This is a genomic window from Dactylosporangium thailandense (assembly GCF_059739745.1).
This window is the reverse complement of record NZ_AP029195.1, coordinates 10,270,029-10,287,994: the sequence shown is the minus strand read 5'-3', so window position 1 is coordinate 10,287,994 and position 17,966 is coordinate 10,270,029. Positions and strand designations below refer to the sequence as shown.

General features: G+C 70.5%; 13 protein-coding genes. 6 read left to right on the top strand and 7 right to left on the bottom strand.

The genetic code is table 11. The annotated features are described in order from the left end of the window. Positions 1-69: 69 nt before the first annotated feature. Positions 70-2,814 (bottom strand): ATP-binding protein, encoded by a 2,745-nt coding sequence (locus AC6JBM_RS45830; protein ID WP_497979935.1) that lies wholly within the window; start codon positions 2,812-2,814, stop codon positions 70-72. Positions 2,815-2,927: 113 nt separating this feature from the next. Here AC6JBM_RS45830 and AC6JBM_RS45825 point away from each other — a divergent pair, with 113 nt between their 5' ends. After that, positions 2,928-3,797, top strand: coding sequence for an AraC family transcriptional regulator (locus AC6JBM_RS45825; protein ID WP_497979934.1), 870 nt, complete (start codon positions 2,928-2,930; stop codon positions 3,795-3,797). 171 nt (positions 3,798-3,968) lie between these two features. Here the strand turns inward: AC6JBM_RS45825 and AC6JBM_RS45820 are convergent, their stop codons facing one another. Beyond that, positions 3,969-4,553, bottom strand: coding sequence for a hypothetical protein (locus AC6JBM_RS45820; protein ID WP_497979933.1), 585 nt, complete (start codon positions 4,551-4,553; stop codon positions 3,969-3,971). Between the two features lie 200 nt (positions 4,554-4,753). Here AC6JBM_RS45820 and AC6JBM_RS45815 point away from each other — a divergent pair, with 200 nt between their 5' ends. From AC6JBM_RS45815 to AC6JBM_RS45805, 3 genes are all read left to right on the top strand, one after another. Beyond that, positions 4,754-7,573: an AfsR/SARP family transcriptional regulator gene (locus tag AC6JBM_RS45815; RefSeq protein ID WP_497986690.1), complete on the top strand. Its 2,820-nt coding sequence runs from the start codon at positions 4,754-4,756 to the stop codon at positions 7,571-7,573. Positions 7,574-7,702: 129 nt separating this feature from the next. Then, positions 7,703-8,539 carry a hypothetical protein gene (locus tag AC6JBM_RS45810; protein ID WP_497979932.1) on the top strand — a complete coding sequence of 279 codons (837 nt, stop codon included), beginning with the start codon at positions 7,703-7,705 and terminating at the stop codon, positions 8,537-8,539. A 725-nt stretch (positions 8,540-9,264) separates the two neighbouring features. Beyond that, positions 9,265-9,885 carry a hypothetical protein gene (locus tag AC6JBM_RS45805; RefSeq protein ID WP_497979931.1) on the top strand — a complete coding sequence of 207 codons (621 nt, stop codon included), beginning with the start codon at positions 9,265-9,267 and terminating at the stop codon, positions 9,883-9,885. A 181-nt stretch (positions 9,886-10,066) separates the two neighbouring features. Here AC6JBM_RS45805 and AC6JBM_RS45800 read toward each other — a convergent pair whose 3' ends face one another. Beyond that, positions 10,067-12,034, bottom strand: a complete 1,968-nt coding sequence (locus AC6JBM_RS45800; protein WP_497979930.1) for an Hsp70 family protein — start codon at positions 12,032-12,034, stop codon at positions 10,067-10,069. A gap of 223 nt (positions 12,035-12,257) precedes the next feature. Here AC6JBM_RS45800 and AC6JBM_RS45795 point away from each other — a divergent pair, with 223 nt between their 5' ends. Beyond that, complete coding sequence (locus tag AC6JBM_RS45795) at positions 12,258-12,434, top strand: hypothetical protein (RefSeq protein WP_497979929.1); 177 nt, start codon at positions 12,258-12,260, stop codon at positions 12,432-12,434. 431 nt (positions 12,435-12,865) lie between these two features. Here AC6JBM_RS45795 and AC6JBM_RS45790 read toward each other — a convergent pair whose 3' ends face one another. The 4 genes from AC6JBM_RS45790 to AC6JBM_RS45775 form a co-directional block, all read right to left on the bottom strand. Beyond that, entirely contained in the window at positions 12,866-13,333 is a 468-nt protein-coding gene (locus AC6JBM_RS45790; RefSeq protein ID WP_497979928.1) for an NADPH-dependent FMN reductase, read from the bottom strand. 136 nt (positions 13,334-13,469) lie between these two features. Beyond that, on the bottom strand, positions 13,470-14,990 hold the full coding sequence (locus AC6JBM_RS45785; protein WP_497979927.1) for an FAD-dependent monooxygenase: 1,521 nt from the start codon (positions 14,988-14,990) through the stop codon (positions 13,470-13,472). A 53-nt stretch (positions 14,991-15,043) separates the two neighbouring features. Beyond that, on the bottom strand, positions 15,044-16,246 hold the full coding sequence (locus AC6JBM_RS45780) for an SGNH/GDSL hydrolase family protein (protein WP_497979926.1): 1,203 nt from the start codon (positions 16,244-16,246) through the stop codon (positions 15,044-15,046). A 33-nt stretch (positions 16,247-16,279) separates the two neighbouring features. Next, on the bottom strand, positions 16,280-17,044 hold the full coding sequence (locus AC6JBM_RS45775) for a DUF998 domain-containing protein (RefSeq protein ID WP_497979925.1): 765 nt from the start codon (positions 17,042-17,044) through the stop codon (positions 16,280-16,282). Positions 17,045-17,254: 210 nt separating this feature from the next. Here AC6JBM_RS45775 and AC6JBM_RS45770 point away from each other — a divergent pair, with 210 nt between their 5' ends. Further along, on the top strand, positions 17,255-17,842 hold the full coding sequence (locus tag AC6JBM_RS45770; RefSeq protein WP_497979924.1) for a TetR/AcrR family transcriptional regulator: 588 nt from the start codon (positions 17,255-17,257) through the stop codon (positions 17,840-17,842). The last annotated feature ends 124 nt before the right edge of the window (positions 17,843-17,966 follow it).

The following is a 17,966-nucleotide window of genomic DNA, read 5'->3' as shown; positions in this document are numbered from 1 at the left end:
TTGAAGCGCCCGCGCGGCCGGTGACTTAGTGCTCCGGCGCGGTTAGGTCGTTTGATAGATGTGCGGTGCTCAGCCCTGGTCGAAGATCGACAGAGCGTCGCGGAGCCCGGCGCGGGAGGCGACGCCGAGCTTGGGGAAGATACGGTAAAGATGAGCGCCCACGGTGCGGTGCGAAAGGAACAGGCGCTCGGCGATCTGCTTGTTGGTCAGGCCGCCGGCCGCCAGCTGGGCGATCTGGACCTCCTGCGCGGTCAACGACGACGGGCCTTCCGACGGTACGTCGAGCCGGTACTTGGTCGCCCGCAGCTCGGCGTGCGTGCGCTCCAGCCAGGGCACCGCGGCCATGGCGGCGAACCCGTCGCGCGCGGCGAGCAGGTGGCGCCGGGCGCCCGCCGCCGACCTGGTCCGGCGCAGCCGTTCGCCGAGGGCCAGCCGGAGCCGCGACGCCTCGAACAGCCACCGCTGCGCCTCCGGGGCGTCGAGCAGCGTCTCCAGGCGTACCACAGCCTCTTCTTGCTCTTCCTGCACGATGACGTCGGCCCCCGCCTGCAGCAGTGCCATCCGGCTCGACAGGGTGGCGACGCCGGCGGACCGCATCGCCTCGGCGTGCGCCCGGGCCTCGGCGATGCGGCCGGTGCGCGCTGCCGCCTCGACGAGGTCGAACATCACCCAGGTGCAGTGTGGCGCGTGCGAGGCGAGGACGCCGGGCCTGCTCATTGCGGCGGCGTGGCGGAACGCGGCGTCCCAGTCGCCGCGGCCTACGGCGGCCAGCGTTCGCGGGTGGTGGGCGAACAGGGAGGCCGCGGCCACGCCGCGGGGAAGCGCCCAGTGGGTCATCTCGTCGGCCAGGGCGCAGGCCTCGTCGAAGCGGCCCCGGCCGGCGGCGACGAGGGCCCGGTTGTAGCGGAAGTACCAGGCGAAGAACGAGAAGCCGCCCGCGGCGCAGATCTCCTGCCCCTCCAACGCGAGCTCCTCGGCCTCGTCCCAGCGGCCGGCGAGGTAGTCGTCGAGGCACAGGTGCATCAGGGCGCCGAGGTGGCGCCGGGGCGGGCCGCCGTCGCGCCCTTGCTGTACGAGCCGCCAGGAGGACTCGCGGCAGTCGCCGAGGCGGTCCAGGTAGACCGAGGCAGTGCCGATCCGCACAATCCGGGCCGGCTCGGACTCGCCGGGCAGCGACCCGAGGATCGGGTCGATGAGCGGCAGCGCCGACGCGCCGGTCCGCACCGGATCGGGGAAGGTCCGGCTCGCCAGCGCCAGGACGTCCGGCGGCTCGGGCCGCATCCGGGCCAGCGCCTCGTAGAACGGCCGCCAGTGCTCGGGGGTGCCGCCGTACCAGCACAGCAGCAGCAGCGTGTGCATCGCCTCGACCAGTGCTGGATCGTCGGCCCGGTAGCCGTGCCCGCCGGTCTGGATGGCGCCGGCGAGCAGCCGGTGCGCGGTGCTCAGGTCGCCGTCGCCGTTGATGATCAGGAAGGCGGCGGCGTTGGCGGCGTGCAGCGAGCCGGCGCTGTCCGGCACCGCCCGGCGGGCATCGGTCAGCAGCGTCTGCGCGTCGTCGGTGGAGCCGCTGGCCTCGGCGCCGATGTACGCCGCCTCGGCCAGCCGCCGTCCCCGGCCGGAGCTCGTCACGCTCAGCTCGGCGGCCCGGATGAGCGCGGCGACGGCGGCGTAGGCATCGCCGCGCAGCATCACGCGGTGCGCCACCTCCTCGAGCAGCTCGGCCACCGCCTCGTCCGGCCCGGTCGCGGCGGCCGCCAGATGCCAGGCCCGGCGCTCCCGGTCGCCGTGCAGCGCCTCGGCGAGCGCGAGGTGCGCGTCGCGGCGCTCCTCGTGCGCGGACATCGCCACGATCGCCGAGCGGATCAGCGGGTGCCGGAACACGATCCGGGCGGTGGCGTCGTCCACCCGCACCAGCTGCTCCCGCTCCGCCGGGGCGAGGCCGGCGAGGCCGTCCGAGCCGGCCGCCCGGCGCAGCGCGCCGAGATCGCCGCCGCCCTCGAACGCGGCGAGCAGCAGCAGGCGGCGGGCCGGCGCCGGCAACTCGGCGATCCGGGCGGCGAACATCGCCTGCAGCCGGTCGCTGAGCGGCACCACCTCCGGCTGCATCGCCGCCGGACCGGTGGGCCCCGCCAGCGTCGAGGGCAGCTCCATCAGCGCCAGCGGGTTGCCCTGGGCCAGATCCAGCAGCCGGTGCCGGACCCCGGGCGCCAGCCGCGGGAAGGCAGCGTCGACCAGCCGCCCGGCCGCCTCGTCGTCCAGCGGCGGCACGACGACCTCGGCCAGCCCGCGCGGGTCCAGCAGGCTTCCAGTCCCGGTCCGGGCCGACGCCAGCAGGCCGGCCCGGCAGCCGTCCAGCCGGCGGGCGATGAAACCGAGCACCACGGCGGTGGCCCGGTCAATCCACTGCAGGTCGTCGACGAGCAGCACCACCGGCGCCTCGGCGGCGACCGCCCGGACCAGCAGCAGCGCGGCGTTGCACACCAGCAGCGCGTCCGGCGCCGGGCCTGCCCCGAATCCCAGCGCCACCGCCAGGGCCTCGCGCGGGCCCGCGGGCAGCCGCTCGAGGTCGGCCAGGACCGGCAGCAGCAGCTGGTTGAGGCACGAGTAACCGACGCCGGCCTCGAACTCCGACCCGGACGCGCGCAACAGCCGCATCCCCGCCTCGACCGCCAGCTCCGCCGCGGCGACGAGCAGGGCGGACTTGCCCACGCCGGGCTCGCCCCAGACCAGCAGGACGTCGCCGCGCTCGCCCGCGCGGCGCACGAAGCCGGCCAGCCGCTCGAGCTCGGGCCGGCGGCCGAAGAGTTCGGTCACGCTGCTCCTCAAGGTCACAGGAACCCCATGTAACCAGTCCGGAACCCGCAGATCGTTGCCCAGAAGTCGCGACCTCTGGCCGGATCCTGCCCCGATCGCCTTTAATCCCTCGCATGGCCCTCGACGAGCTCCGCGACCTGCTGGCCCGCCACGCCCTCGCCGACCTGCGGACCGCGATCGACGACGTGCTGATCTTCCGGGCCGACCGGCCGTACCCGCCGGCGCCCGCCATCTACGGCCGGGTCCTCGCCGTCGTGGCCCAGGGCGTCAAGCGGGTGGCCCTGGGCGACCGGGTCTACGAGTACGGCGCCGGCGACTACCTCGTCGCCTCCGTGGACCTACCCGTGAGCGGCAACTTCATCGAGGCCGGCCCGGACCGCCCGGGGCTCGGGGTGGGCCTGAACCTCGAGCCGGCCGCCGTGGCCGACGTACTCCTGCAGGCGCCGCCGTGTGACCGGCCAGACGACCACGTGCCGGCCGGCCTGGCCGTGGGCGCCGCCCCCGCCGAGCTCCTCGACGCCGTCGTCCGCCTCGTGCGCCTGCTGGACCACCCGCGCGACATCCCGATGCTCGCGCCGCTCGTCAAGCGTGAGATCCTCTGGCGGCTCATCACCGGCGAGCAGGGCCCGATGGTCCGCCAGCTCGGCCTGCCCAACAGCGGCCTGAGCCACATCGCCCGGGCGGTGCGCTGGATCCGCGACAACTACGCGCGCGCCTTCCTCGTCGAGGAAGTGGCGCAGCAGGCCGGCATGAGCGTCTCGGCTTTCCACCGCAACTTCCAGGCCGTCACGGCGATGAGCCCGATCCAGTTCCAAAAGCAGATCCGGCTGCAGCAGGCCCGGCTCCAGCTCGCCGCCGACCCGGGCGACATCGCGGCCGTGAGCCGCCGCGTGGGCTACGGCAGCCTGTCGCAGTTCAGCCGGGAATACCGCCGGCAGTTCGGCGTCCCGCCGAGCCAGCACGCGGCCCGGTTCCAGAGCTAAGGGCGCGGCGCTTCGGCCTATCATCCAGAGCATCCAGGCGCGGGCGGTCCGGTTGGAGGTGCCACCGCAGTTGGACCGGCGCGGTGTCGTCGCGATCACCTCGGCGGCATCCCCCACGAATACGAACATGCCGCCTGAACTGCCCGGATGACATTCTCGGCAAGCGCAGCGTCAGCTCTCCAGGACCTGCCACACCTTGGGGACCCAGACCCAGCGCCCGTTGACGTTGACCAGGCCCTCGAAGGCGAGCCCGAGGTCGTCGCCCGGCTCGGTGTACTTCCAGCGGTACACGGTGAGGCCGGGCTTCAGGTGCGGGCCGATCTGCTGGTAGCCGCCGGGAAAGTTCGCCGCGACGGCTGATGACCAGGACCGGATCTCCTCGGTTGTGGCCTTGAAGACCTTCAGGTCGGTCTGTTCCGGTTTCGCGGCGATCTTGACCTCGCTGCCGTTCCACAGCTTCGCCTTGTAGTACTGCTCGGCCTTGGCCGCGACGTCGCCCTCGAACACGGCTTGGTAGTCCGCGGTCGTCGGCTTCAACTGCTGTACGAGCGTGGGGTCGTTGCCTGTCCCCAGCGCCTGCATCAGGGCTTTGGCGCCTTCGTCAGTGTTCGGGTACGTGCTGCCGGCCGCGTTCTGCGCGGTCGCGGGGGTGCCCGGTGTGTCCTCCGCGCCTGCCCCGCAGCCGGTAAGGGTGGCGCCCAGGAGCGCGGCCAGCAGGGTCCAATGTGTCAAGCGCTTCGCACTTGCGGGGCGCATGCTCGTCCTCCGATCACGAAATCTGGCCCACGAAGCGCGGGCCAGGCGAACCGGCCCGGTCCGGGCCATTCCGATCAAGGATGGGCAGACGGGTTCAGAACGACATCAGCGTCAGTTCAAAGCCGCGACGGCGTCCGGGTTGTGAGGGCGAGCTAGCGTCGAGCGGCGGCAGCCAACCTCACGACGCGGGACGGGTGATCATGCGTTCGCGGCCCACCGAACCACCGCTCGTACCGGTGCGGGTGTGTCTGCTCGGTGCCGTGTCGGCGCACACACCGCAGGGGCCACTGCACCTCGGGCCTCGCCAGCAGCGGCTACTGCTGGCGATCCTGGCTCTGGAGGCGAACCGGCACGTTTCGGTCGATCGGATCGTCGACCTGATGTGGCCGGCGGCGCCTCCGCGTACCGCCCGGCACGCGGTGCGGGTGTGCGCGTCGGGGCTGCGCGCCGCGTTCGCACCCGTGAGCGCCGCCGACGCCGCGATCGTCGCCGTCGGCGGCGGCTATGCGCTGCGGATCGACCCGATGGCGGTCGACGCGCAACACTTCCGCACGCTGCTCGGCGAGGCCGACACCGAAACCTCGGACCAACGCCGCCTGACCTTGCTGGACCAGTCCCTCGCGCTGTGGCGCGGCACCACGCCGCTGGCCGACGCCGCACAACCCGACGTACGCGACCGGCTCGGCGCGGGCCTCACCGAGGCCCGCCTCCGAGCTGTGGAGGACCGCTTCGACATTCGGCTGCGGTTGGGACAGCACGCCCGGCTGCTGGACGAGCTCGCCGATGCGTGCGCGGCGCACCCGGCACGCGAGCGGCTCGCCGGACAGCTCATGCTGGCGCTGTACCGGTGCGGGCGCGGCGCCGAGGGGCTTGCCGTCTACCACCGGCTGCGCGACCACCTCGCCGAACAGTTCGGCCTGGACCCGGGGCCGGCGCTGCGCGGGCTCGAGCGGCAGATCCTCCAGCAGGACCCGGCGCTGGAGCGGCACCCGGCTCCTCGTCGCCCGCCCGTGCCGGCGCAGTTGCCGGCGATGGCAGGTCTCGTCGGACGAGAACCCGAGCTGGCCCAGCTCGACGCGCTCGCACGCAACACGGAACAGGATGCTGCGGGCACCTCGATCGCGGTGATCACCGGCACCGCCGGCGTGGGGAAGACCGCCCTGGCCGTACGGTGGGGACATACCGCCGCTGCGCGTTTCCCGGACGGGCAGCTCCATGTCAACCTGCGCGGCTTCGACCCGTCGGGGCCCGCGCTCGATCCGGCTGCGGTGCTGCGCGCGTTCCTCAACACGCTCGGCGTTCCGGCGCAGCAGATCCCCTCCGACCCCGATGAACGCGCCGCCGTGTACCGCAGCACCATCGCCGGCCGCCGGCTGCTGATCGTGCTGGACAACGCCCGCCACGCGGAACAGGTGCGGCCGCTGCTGCCCGGCGCGGCGAGCTGCCTGACCGTGGTGACCAGCCGGGATCCGTTGCGGTCACTGGTCGCGATCGAGGGCGCCACCCCGCTGGTCCTGGGCCTGCTGACCGTCGAGCAGTCCCGGGACCTGCTGACGAGCCGCATCGGCGGCCCGCCGCATGCCGCGGAACCCCTGATCGACGAAATCGTCGAGCGTTGTGCCCGGCTACCGCTGGCATTGGCGGTGGCGGCCGCCCGGATCACCACGCGCCGGCATCTGCCGCTTGCAGAGGCCACGGCGGAACTGCGTGACGCGTCCACGGTGCTCGACGCCCTCGACGGCGGCGATCCCGTCACCGACCTGCGGGCCGTGCTGTCGTGGTCCTACCTGGCCCTCGGCCGGGACGCCGCCCGGCTGTTGCGCCTGCTCGGAACGCATCCGGGCGCCGACATCGGGGAGCTGGCGGCCGCCAGCCTGGCCGGCCTGCCGACGGTGTACACCCGCTCGCTGCTGGCCGAGCTGGTCTCGGCGCATCTCGTCAGCGAGCACACCGCCAAAAGGTACGTGCTTCATGACCTGCTCAAGGCATACGCTGCCGAGCAGTCGCAGGCGACCGACAGCGCGGAGGAACGCCGAGCGGCGATGCTTCGGCTGGCCGATCACTACCTGCACACCGCGCACCCCGCCGCACGCCTGCTCGACCCGCTCCAGGTGCCCATCACGCTGACCGCACGGCGGGACGATGTCGTGGCCGAGCCGCCGGGTCACGCCGACGCCGCGCTCGCATGGTTCCGCACCGAACACGAGTCGATGGCCGCCACCGCCGCCCGAGCGGCAGCACTCGGTCTTGACGAGCACGCATGGCGGCTCGTGTGGACCCTGACGTCGTACCTGCTGCGACAGGGCCACTGGCAGGCACAGCGCGCCGCCGGTCAGGTCGCCGCGGACGCGGCCCGGCGACTGGGCGACCGCGGGGCACTGGCCCACTCGCTGCACGGCATGGGCATGGCCCACGCACGGTCCGGGCAGCACGACGAAGCCGCGCCACTGCTGCGGCAGGCGCTCGACCTGTTCACCTCGGACGGCGACGTCCCCGGGCAGACCATCGTGCTGGAGGACATGGCCTGGGGAGCGGAGGCCGAAGGTGACGCGCAGCGCGGCCTCGCCCTCGTCGAACGGGCCCTCGTGATCGCGGAGACCGCCGGCCACACCACCGGCCTGGCCCGGCTGCACAACGCCATCGGCTGGTTCCACACCCTCCTCGGGCGCCACACCGACGCCGTCAACCATTGCGAGCAGGCACTGGCGATGTTCCAGCAAGTCGACGACCCCCCAGCGGTCGCGGCCACGTGGGACACGCTCGGCCACGCACACCGCCACCTCGGCGACCACGAGCGGGCCACCCGCTGCTACCGCAACGCCATCGGTTTCTACCAGACCCTCGGCGACCTCTACAACGAGGCGGCGACGCTTGTCGAACTCGGTCACGTGCTGCACGAATCCGGCCAGCCCGACCACGCCCGACAGGCGTGGTGGGAGGCGTACGAACGCTACGAGCAACTCGGCCATCCCGACGCGCGGCAGATCGCGGACCTGCTACAACCAGCCGCCGGACGCTGACGGGGACCTCCCCCGTGCCGGACTGTTGCGCACCAACGGCCTGGCCTCGACCAACGATCCGCGCGGGCGTGAACCGACGCGAGGAGACGGCGCGGACGTTTCGTTCACCGACTGGAGGACGTGGGGACGATGAGTGAACGAGCGACAGTCAGGAAGCTGGTCACCGAAGCTCAGGTTCTGCTGCGCCTGGACACGGATCGCGTGCGCGTACTCGAACTCGTGACGGTCGCGGACGCGATGCTCGCCGATATGGACGCCGACGCGGAGGCGCGCGCCGACAGCTATGCGTCTGTGTCGGCGCTGTGGCTGGATCTCGGCGACGAGCAGCGCAGCGAGCAACGGATCGTCCAGGCGATCGAAGCGGAAACACAGGTCACGCCGGCTCGGCCGGTGATCCTGGGCACGCGCAGGCTGTTCTACGCGAAGCTGCTCCACGCGCAGCGGCGGTTCGCCGATGCAGCGCGACACGCGAGCGAGGGGCTCGCGATCTACGCGCAGGGCGTAGCGCCGGATCACCCCGAGCTCGCGCGCCTGAAGGTCTATTTCGCGCCGATCCTGAAGGACGCGCCCGAGAGGCCGTCCGTTGTCGGTGCGCTGCGCGCGATGGGCGAACGCCTGTGCGCGGTGGCGACCGGCAGCGAGGCCGAGATCCGCAGCGCGCTCGGCATCCCGACGACCCCACCGCCGTTGGGTGCGAGCGAATGCCTGGTTACGGCCGGCGAGCTCTCGCGTGCGAGCGTGGAGCTACGATTCGCGGTCGGCACGCTGACACGGCGCGAACTCGACGAGACGTTCGGACCGGCAAACGTGCTGCCGCGCACCGGGCCGTTCGCGTCGCACACGCTCGGTTACGCGATACTGGTCCCCGGCAGGCCGGCTCGCATCAGCCTGTACGCGCTCTTCGCCACGACGCCCGAGACCGAAACCAGCGCGAAGAGCGTGCTGCTGCGGATCGATCCCGCGTGAGTGTCGCGGTGTCGACACCCTCTCCACCATCGGCTCGACACCGGCCTCGAACACGACGTCCGAATCCGGCACCCGCGGCCACGGCGTCATCGATCTCCTCCACAATCGCTATCCGCATCGTCGGCTCGTGGCGTTCTCCGAAGGTGCCGACGGCTTCTGGTCGTCGCTCGGTTGGCGGCGACACCTTCACAAAGATCCCGAAACGGCGTGGCGCGCACGTCCTCTCTTCATCCAGCCATGATTCGTGACGTCGGGTGACATTGTCGGTTGCGAGTGCTTCACTTCCTCTCCGCGCTCAGCGGCGGCCCCACCCCGGCCGCTGTGCTCGTCGCCTGCGGCGCCGCGGGCGGATCCCTCAAGCTGTTCCACGCCATCATCGGCAAGTGAATGCCGATGCGGCGCTCACTGATGGCGGCGACGGGGGTCGGCCTGTGGCCGGCCTCGTCGGCATTCGAGACGTGCCACTTCGTAGTCAGCGCTTGCTCGTCACTCGGCTGTCAGCAGATATGCCATTCGTGTCAGCCATGATCGATAGCCGGAAACAGCGATTGTGGTGTTGGGTGCCGACACCGCACCGGGCTCAGTTCGGATGGTTCGTGGCGGGGCTGCGGCCGTCGCCCCCGGGCACCGAGACCGCCGCACCCGTCCGGAACTCCACGCCACCCGGCGATGCCGGCAGCGCCACGGACGACTGGACGCAAGTGGGCGCATCGCTCAAGGTGCGCGTGCGTGGCCAGGAGCCGGGCGCCTGGTGGGTACTGGCCCTGGCCGGACCGCTGCCCGCCGCGGGCCAGGCCGTCGGCAGCACCTGCTCCGACGCCTACTACTGGACGCTGGAGCACGGCGGCGCACGAACCGCCGACTTCGCCCTGGTCCTCGAGGTCAGGGCGCTGGCCGACACCGACGTCCGGATCGAGCGGATCGCCGGCCGGCTCACCGGACATCCCGCGGAGACCGGCATGATGTACGCGGACTGCGGCACTGCCAACACCGAGACGCCGCCCGGGTCGACCGGCGACGAGCTGTGGCTCTCGACCGACCCGAAGCGCGCCGACGCGGCCCTCGGCCCGGACGAGGGACTCACCGCCCCGCTCGGCGCCGGTGAGGTTCACCGCAGGACGCTGCAGGTCATGTCGGCCGGCGGACCCGAGGACAATCTGTTCGTGCTCGACATCGGCCTCGTGATCGCCGGGCGGCCGTACCAGATCACCCTGGACGACCACGGCAAGCCCTTCCTGCTGCGCAAGGTCGCCGGCGGGATCGGCTTCGTCCCGGCCGCCTACCACTGGCAACCGGCACCAACCCCCAGGTTCTCACTGGAGCCCTCGTACACGAGACCGAACTGAACGGGGGTCGCCGCAACTTCGCCGCCCTGCGCCGCGGTGCGCGGCGCGTCCGCATGAGCCCGCTGGCTGCTACCGCGCCTGCGATCGTTTGGTGATGGACATCGTGGAGCCGGTGGCAACGCCTCAGGAGCGCCGACCCCGACGTCGCTCTCAGAGCTGACGAAACGGCACCGGCTACGGTTCAGGTGAGTTGATCGTGGACTTCGCGGTGGGCAGCGGCGATCCATGCGGCATCCGGGCGCAGGGCGAGCGCCGTGTCGACGTCGGCGAGGGCTTGCTCCCGGTGGCCGAGGTCGTAGTGGACTCGAGCCCTAGCCTCGAACACCCACGCCTGGTCCGGGGACAGCAGGATCGCGGTGTCGAGGTCGGCGAGGGCGGCGGTGAGGTTGCCGCGGCGGTGGTGGACCTGACCGCGGGCACCGGCGATCCAGCCAACATCCGGACTCAGCGTCACGGCCACGTTGTAGTCGACCAGGGCGGCGTCGAGGTCGCCGAGGTCACGGTGGATCGCGGCGCGTTCGGCGAGCATCCACGCCAGGTTCCCCTGCGGATCCATCTGCAGCGCCCGGTTGACGTCCCCCAGCGCTTCGGCCAGTTGACCGAGGCGCTGCCGTGCAACACCCCGGTCCGCGTACATCCACGCCTGCCCCGGGTCGAGTGCGATAGCCCGTTCGATGTCGACGAGCCCGCCCCGCGGGTCGCCAGCGCGAACCCTCGTCGCGCCGAGATCACCACGGAACGTCGCGTTGTCCGGGGCAAGGCGGACGGCCTCGCCGAGGTCGGCGAGCGCCGGTTCGTAGCGTTCCAGTTCGCGGTGGACGAGCCCGCGCTGCGCCCAGCTCCGTGCGTCGGATGAGTCTAGTTCCAGTGCCCGGTCGAGATCCGTCAACGCCGCGTCGAGTTTGCCTAGTCTGCGGTGCGTCTCGGCCCGCAACTGCAGGCCGATCACGTCGTCGGGAGCTCGGGACACGACCCGGTCGAGGACGGTGAGCGCCTCGGTGTAGCGGCCGTCGCGAACATGCGCGTCGGCGACGTCGACGTCCCGTTGCGGTGTGTCCACCGGTGCCGAGGCCTCCGAAGGGGCGGCACCGGCGAGAAGGCTGCCGGCCGCGACTGCCAGCTCCGGTTGCTCGATGACGACCGGTGCCCGTTTGAGGGCGCGGTGCAGCAGGGTCGCGACCAGTGGCATCCGGCTTGAGCCGCCGACGAGGAACACCCCGGCGATACGGTTCTCGGCGATATTGGAAAACCGCAGTACGCCCTGGGTGATGCGAACCGTCTGCTCCACGATGGACCTGGCGAGGACATCGAGCTCGTCGCGGGTCAGGTGAGCGCCGGCGGCCAGGGATGGCACGACGAGGTCGGCCGTCGGCAGCCGCGACAGGCGTTCCTTTGCCTCCCGTACGTCGTGCCACAGCTGCCCGTGCGCCCGCCGTTCCTCAACGGTCGACGGTTCCCGCAAACGCCGCCACACGTCCGGGTCGCCAGTCGTGCGCAGGTGTTCTACGACGCTATTGTCAATGTCGAGCCCACCGAGGTCGTCGCGGCCCTCCACAACGAGAATTTCGAACCCGGCACCCGTTCGGGCCACAACACTCGCGTCGAAGGTTCCCGCGCCGAAGTCGTAGACCACAACGACAGACCCGACCGGCACTTTGTGATCGAGGACGCCGGTGAAGTACGCAGCGGCCGCGACCGGTTCGGCGACGAGTTGGACGCGGCCGAGCCCGGCGGCCGCGGCGGCATCGGCGAGAACCAGTTGCCGGGTGGCGCCCCACGACGCGGGGCAAGTCAGCACAACGTCGAGCCTGTCGCCGCTGGCTCCTCCAGTGACACGGCGGCACTCGTCACTGACCCTGGACAACACGGCGGCTATCAGGTCGGTGACGGGGATCTCACGGTCGCCGAGCAGGACGACAGAGTCGTCGACGCGGCGTTTTGGGTTCGGTTCGAACCGCGCCGGGTCGACGCGGGAGCTCTGCAGCGCGTCACGGCCGGTGACGATTGCCCCGGCCGCGTCGACATAGACCGACGACGGTAGCAGCGGCGAACCGTCGAACAACAGCGGACTCGTCCGGCCGTCCTTGGTCCGGACGACGGCGGCAGTGTTGAATGTGCCGAAGTCGATGCCGAGTCCGACGGTGCCCATGCGCTCAAGTCTATTGCGCTGGGCGGGGCTCCCTGGGGCCGCGGCGCCCGTGAACACTGTCGGTTACCGATTTCCGGGGAGACCGTTTGTTGGCGGTGATCCAGTATGTCGGCATCTCGACCTCACCGCCAATCTCTCCCGGCACGCCACCGTCCTCGGCCCACTGTCCTCGACGCGACCCGGCCCACCGACGCCCAGCTGCGGTACGCCACCGGCAACAGGCTTGACCAGCCGCCGCTACGACCAGCCGGAGCCGACAGGCACGGAGGATCTGGAACGTCAGTTGGCGGACAGGATGCCCCCTCTGCGCGAGTGGATTGCGACGTTCGACGCGACCGACTTGTTGGCACCCGACGAGCTGCAGGTGGTCAAAGGGCTGCTCACCGCTGCTGCTCCGTAGGCAGCGCACGGCATACAAGAAGGTTCCGCCACCCAGCGGACCGTGCGATCGCTACTGGCCAGCAGCAGGCGCATTTAGTACAAAGATCGGATGCTCGCACATCGGCTCCGTGCACCGGCTCCGCAGCAGGACACCGGGCGGCCCGATTACACCGGAAATCCAGTGGATTGTCCGTCCACTGTGGAGCTGTTCGCGATCGCATCCGGCGACTGGACGTCTCAGGTCGATCGGAGCGCGGATGGACACGTGCGGCGTGGCTGCCGGGATGCGCTCCGCCGGGCGACCAAGCACCTGCGGTTGCCGAGTCCGCCACACGTCGCCGGCCCAGCATGCGTCGACTCTGCGGACTCGACACAACGCCACGGCACCCCAGGCGCGGGCGGTCCGGTTGGAGGTGCCACCGCAGTTGGACCAGCGCGGTGTCGTCGCGATCACCTCGGCGGCATCCCCCACGAATACGAATATGCCGCCTGCCGGAGATCGTCCGCTGGTACTTCAAGCCCTTGACGCGCTTTGGCAGGCCGGGTGTCTGCACTCCCGGGGTCGAGGATCAGGTTGCAGGGGTCGGTGGCTGGAGTTCGTGGATGAATGCGACCGATAGAACCTCGAAGTTCTCGCCCTTGACGGCCAGGTACTCGGCCATAGTCGCTTTCGCCGTGGACGTCAGTGGCCTCCATGCTCGTCCAGTGCTCCAGCAGGTTGTACTCACCGGTCACCACCAGATAGGCGTCCGCGTCCTGGACGGCCCGGTTCCACGCCTTGACGAGCGGCTGGGAGTAGGTGGGGTCGTTGATATCGCCCACCGTGCCGAAGTGCTCGGCGAAGAACGGCAGCGGCCAGTCCCGCAGGTCCAGCACTTCCACCTCGAATGCCCCGTGCGCGGCGGCTGCGGCTTCCACCCAGGGCACCACCGGTCAGCGCTCCGGCTCGGGCGGGTCGTCCCCACGATGATCTTCAACTTGGACATGCGTACCTCCGTACAGCTTCAACAATCTCCAGCGACCCGCTGGTAGGGGTGCCGGCACCACGGCGACTTCAGGAGCGACCGAACCAGCGGGCGAGTGAGTGTCCAAGCGCATCGCCGACCGGTGCCGCAGGGGTGCAGGCCCAGGCGACGATGCCGTCGGGGCGGGTGAGGAGGGCCTCGAAGCCCAGGTCGTTTCTGGGGCGGCCGGTGACGTAGCGCACGCGGTTCTTCCATGGCGCGGCCTGCTCGCTCAGGCGTTGTTGGGGACTGAAGTCGAGTAGGACGCCGCGTCCGTCCTGGAGGAGGTCGCCCAGGCTGATGTCGTCGGTGAGGCGGAAGTCGGGGGCGGTGCAGCCGATGAGTGGCTGCTCGCTGCCCAGGTCGTAGCGATGGAACAGCCCGGAGGTCCTGCGGTAGACGTGGGCGGTTCCGTCGGGGGTGCCCATCAGGTCGCGGACCAGCTGCTGCAGTGCCGGGGCGTTGGAGCCGGGGTTCATGGTCGCGACCTGGGCGCGCGACCAGTCCAGGACGGCGGCGCCGACGGGGTGGCGTTCGACGGTGTAGGTGTCGAGCAGGTCGTCGGGAGCGTCGCCGCGTACGGTCGCTGCCAGCTTCCATCCGAGGTTCATCGCATCGCCGATGCCGAGGTTGAGCCCCTGGCCGCCGAGCGGCGAGTGGATGTGGGCGGCGTCGCCCGCGAGCAGGACGCGGCCGTTGCGGTAGGTCGTGGCCTGCATCGCGCGGTCGGTGAAGCTGGAGGCGAGATGGACCTCCTCCAGTGTTGCCTCGGTGCCGGAGACGCGCCGTAGGACCGTCTGGAGGTGTTCGCGGGTCAGCTGCTGGGTGCGGTCGAAGGTGCCGCCGTCGAAGTCCATCATGCCCAGGTGACCGGCAAGGGGTGTCCGCAGATACATGCCGGTCGGCGTCAGCTGGAACCCGAGAGGCAGCTCGTGGGGGTCGGTGAAGGTGACCTTAGCGACATAGCCGGTGAACAGTGGTTCGGTGCCGACGAAGGAGAAATCCGCGAGCGCGCGGACCGTGCTGCGTCCGCCGTCGCATCCCACCAGCCACCGGGCCGAGTAGTCCTGGTCGGCGGCCGTCACCGTCACCGTCTCCTCATCCTGGGCCACGGCGGTGACGGGGGCATCGCGCACGATCGACACGCCGAGCGTCGCGGCGCGTTCGGCCAGGACGTCGGTGACCGCCTCCAGGCTCGTCATGAAGCCATCCATCGCCGGGCCGGGCAGCCGGTAGAACAGAGCGGCCGGGTCGATGTCGGTGGCATCCAGGGTGATGCCCGCGAAGTGGCTCAAACTCCGGGGAGTCGGGGCCTGGTCGGCTTCGGGGTCGGCGCCGACGTTCGCGGCGTCGGCGCCGGATGCCTCCAACAGCGGCTGGAGCATGCCGCGGCGGTAGAACGTCTCGACCGAGCCCGCGTTCAGGCCACGCAACCCCAGCGGGAGCGCTTTGAGCGGCGGGCGCGCGTCAGCGTCCCGCTCCAGGACCAAAACAGAGCACCCAGCCAGAGCGAGTTCGCTCGCCAGGAACAGGCCCACCGGGCCCGCGCCAGCAATCACCACGTCGTGCATCGGCAATTCCTTTCGTCACAGGGCCGCAGGACCGGCTCACGCCGGCCGGCGGTTCAGTCGAAGAGCGACAGATCGACGGATCGGGCCAGCGCGTCGTAGCCGGCGTCGTTGCCGTGCAGGTGGTCACCCATGTGCAGATCACCGCGGATGCGGGAGGGGTCAGCCGGGTCGCGCCAGACGGCGTCGAAGTCCAGGACACCGTCGAAGACGCCACTGGTGCGAATCCACGCGTTGATGTGCTCGCGTGCCTTGTCTCCCTCGGCCGTGTACATCTCCGAACCGCCGTAAGGAGCGACGGTGGCGGCATGTACCTTCGCACCCCGTGCATGAGCCCGGGCGGCCACCTGGAGGTGGGCGGCGATGATCTCTTCGACGGTGACGGGCTCACCGCCGAACATGGCTAGGAATCCAGCGGTCTCCTCGGTGTCGGGGGCAAAAGAGAAGACCAGGTCGTTGCCTACCGCGATCACCACGTGGCCCAGACCCGGCGTGGCGAGGATGTCCCGGTCGAAGCGGGCCAGGCCAGCGGTGCCGATCCCGTCGGTGAGCAACCGGTTACCGCCGATACCCTGGTTGATCACGTATCGCGTCGCCCCGGCGTGTCCGGCCAGGCGTTCAGCGAGCACGTCGGTCCAGCGCCGGTCGGCGCCCAGCGTGGAACCGATCCCGTCGACGCGGGAGTCGCCGAGGACGGCGATCGCGTTCGACGGCCGGTCAGGCAGCACTTCCACGGCGGAGATCAGTGCCTGAGCGGGCAACGGGGCGGCGTCGGCGGGTAGCGAGACGAGGGCGGTCGCGTCGCCCGGGATGATCCAGCCGAGCGCGTGGAAGGTGCCGTGACACGTGGCGGCCTCGACGCGGCCGGGCAAGTAGAGACTGATCGTCAGCCGCGACAGTGCGGGCGTTGGCAGGTCGATGGGGTCGCTGAGGATGGGCGACCCGGCGGGGATCGTGGCGATCGGCCGGCCACTGAAGGTTACCGCCTGGCCGCTGCCGTCCCGGATCAGGTTGTCGGAGCCGGTCATGCCGACGCATGCGGCGCCGATCGTAACGGGCACGGTTCCGTATTCGTTGCTGAGACGGATCCGGACACGGTCCCCGCCACCGCTCACGCGCACGATTTGCCGCAGCGTCGCGTTCTCGACGGGTCCGATGCTGGTAACGGAGTCGTCTGGCGCCTGGGGTGAGGCGCCCCAGGTACGCACCCAGCCCACCGCGTCCACGCCTGCCGTAGGGGTGTCGAAGCTGTCGGTCATGCTCGTCATCCTTTGCTTCCGCGACGGGGTACGTCAGGAAAGGCGGTTGCTGGAAAGCTGCGTGTGCGCTGCCGTGCGGCCCGGTGCCGCGTTCGCGGCCCGCCGCTTACTGATCGCTGCTCCGGCGCAGATGAGTCCGATCAGGAACGGATGGACGGCGCCGCGTTCGACCAGACCGATGATGCCGATGGGGCTGTCGCCCGCGCTCACGATCAGCGCGAGGTAGGCGATCATCGACAGCAGGCCGATCACACCCACCACGTTGAGCGCTCGTCCCATGCGCTGGGAGACGCCGATGCGCTGCCAACGGCGCCCAAGCACGATGGCCAATACATTGCCGCCGATGAAACCGCAGAACGCGCCCGTGCTGTGGTACTCACCGGTGCCGTTGTCGAGTGCCTCGCCGGATCCGGGATACAGGGCAAGCAGGACGCCACCGACGGCCAGCATCGCTGCCGGGACGAGCGTGGCCCAGCGGCGCCGCCCCGACAAATCCCGTAGCGCGACGGTCCCGGCCAGGATTGTGAGGCCGAACAAGAAGAAGCCGGTGTTCATCACCCACGCCAACGGTGAGTACATGTACTGCCCGAACAGCGTCGAGGGCCCATGAACACCGAGGTTGCTGATGAAGTGGTGGGTGTAGCTGTAGGCGGGATCCGTCCACGCCATAGCGGCAACGAACTCCGCGAGCAGGAAGATCACCGGTCCGGCGATCAGCAGCGCTCCTGCGCTCGGACGCTGCTCAGGCGAGTGCCCGCCGGTGCCGGGGCTCCGCGGCGGTTCCTTTTCTTCAGTCATGCCTCTCTGCCTTTCTGCTGTGCGACGTGAGCTTGGCGTGACAAGACCGCCGGAGGTCGGCCACCTCCGCCGTGTCCGCGGCAGCGTTCCCGCGCGGACGGTGAGGATCAGTGGCGCCCCACACGAGACTCGTTGGCTACATCAGGACTCTTAATATACCGGGTGTACTTATACTGTCAATGTAGTTATCGCTCCGGTTACAGTCTGAGCATGGTGAACGATGCGCCCGTGGGGCGACGCGAGCGCAAGAAGACGGCGACACGGACGGCGATCCTGGAGGCGGCGACCGCGCTGTTCCTCGAGCACGGCTTCGACGCCGTGACGGTGCGCGAGATCGCGGACAAGGCCGATGTGACGCCCAAGACCGTCTTCGCCCATTTCCCTCGCAAGGAGACGCTGGTCTTCAGCGATGAGAGCGAGCGGCATGACCGGCTCGTCGCGGCGGTGCGCGGCCGCGCACCGGGGACATCGATCTCCGACGCGTTGAAGGCGCACTACCTCGCCGAGATCGCCGCACTGAACACCGAGCCCATGAATCGGATCCTCGTCCTCATGGAAGGCACCCCAGCCCTGGTCGAATACGCCGAGAAGATGTGGCTGCACCATGAGGACGCGCTCGTCGCAACGCTCACCGACGAATTCGGACTCGCCGAGCCAAGTGAGGAGATCCGCTTCTACGCGCGTTTCGCGCTCCAGATCCCGCTCATGGCCCGCCAGGCCGATCCGAAGTCAGCCATCGACGCCGGATTCCGGCTGCTCGACGAGGGCTGGGCCAGCTACGACCGCAACCGGCGATAGCATGCCGGCGCTGCAATCGTTGCCGCCTGCGTCCCCTGAGGTCGAGTAGCCGGGAGGAGTCTCACCTCCCGGCCGGGTAGCGACGGCGCATTGCTGCGCCGCCGCCCCCAGAGGGTGAAGTAGG

What these genes read in the sequence shown, in the direction of transcription:
- AC6JBM_RS45825 (WP_497979934.1), top strand. Translation starts at nt 2,928, where the DNA reads ATGGCCCTCGACGAGCTCCGCGACCTGCTGGCCCGCCACGCCCTCGCC.
- AC6JBM_RS45820 (WP_497979933.1), bottom strand. Translation starts at nt 4,553, where the DNA reads ATGCGCCCCGCAAGTGCGAAGCGCTTGACACATTGGACCCTGCTGGCC.
- AC6JBM_RS45815 (WP_497986690.1), top strand. Translation starts at nt 4,754, where the DNA reads ATGCGTTCGCGGCCCACCGAACCACCGCTCGTACCGGTGCGGGTGTGT.
- AC6JBM_RS45810 (WP_497979932.1), top strand. Translation starts at nt 7,703, where the DNA reads ATGAGTGAACGAGCGACAGTCAGGAAGCTGGTCACCGAAGCTCAGGTT.
- AC6JBM_RS45800 (WP_497979930.1), bottom strand. Translation starts at nt 12,034, where the DNA reads ATGGGCACCGTCGGACTCGGCATCGACTTCGGCACATTCAACACTGCC.
- AC6JBM_RS45785 (WP_497979927.1), bottom strand. Translation starts at nt 14,990, where the DNA reads ATGCACGACGTGGTGATTGCTGGCGCGGGCCCGGTGGGCCTGTTCCTG.
- AC6JBM_RS45780 (WP_497979926.1), bottom strand. Translation starts at nt 16,246, where the DNA reads ATGACCGACAGCTTCGACACCCCTACGGCAGGCGTGGACGCGGTGGGC.
- AC6JBM_RS45775 (WP_497979925.1), bottom strand. Translation starts at nt 17,044, where the DNA reads ATGACTGAAGAAAAGGAACCGCCGCGGAGCCCCGGCACCGGCGGGCAC.
- AC6JBM_RS45770 (WP_497979924.1), top strand. Translation starts at nt 17,255, where the DNA reads ATGGTGAACGATGCGCCCGTGGGGCGACGCGAGCGCAAGAAGACGGCG.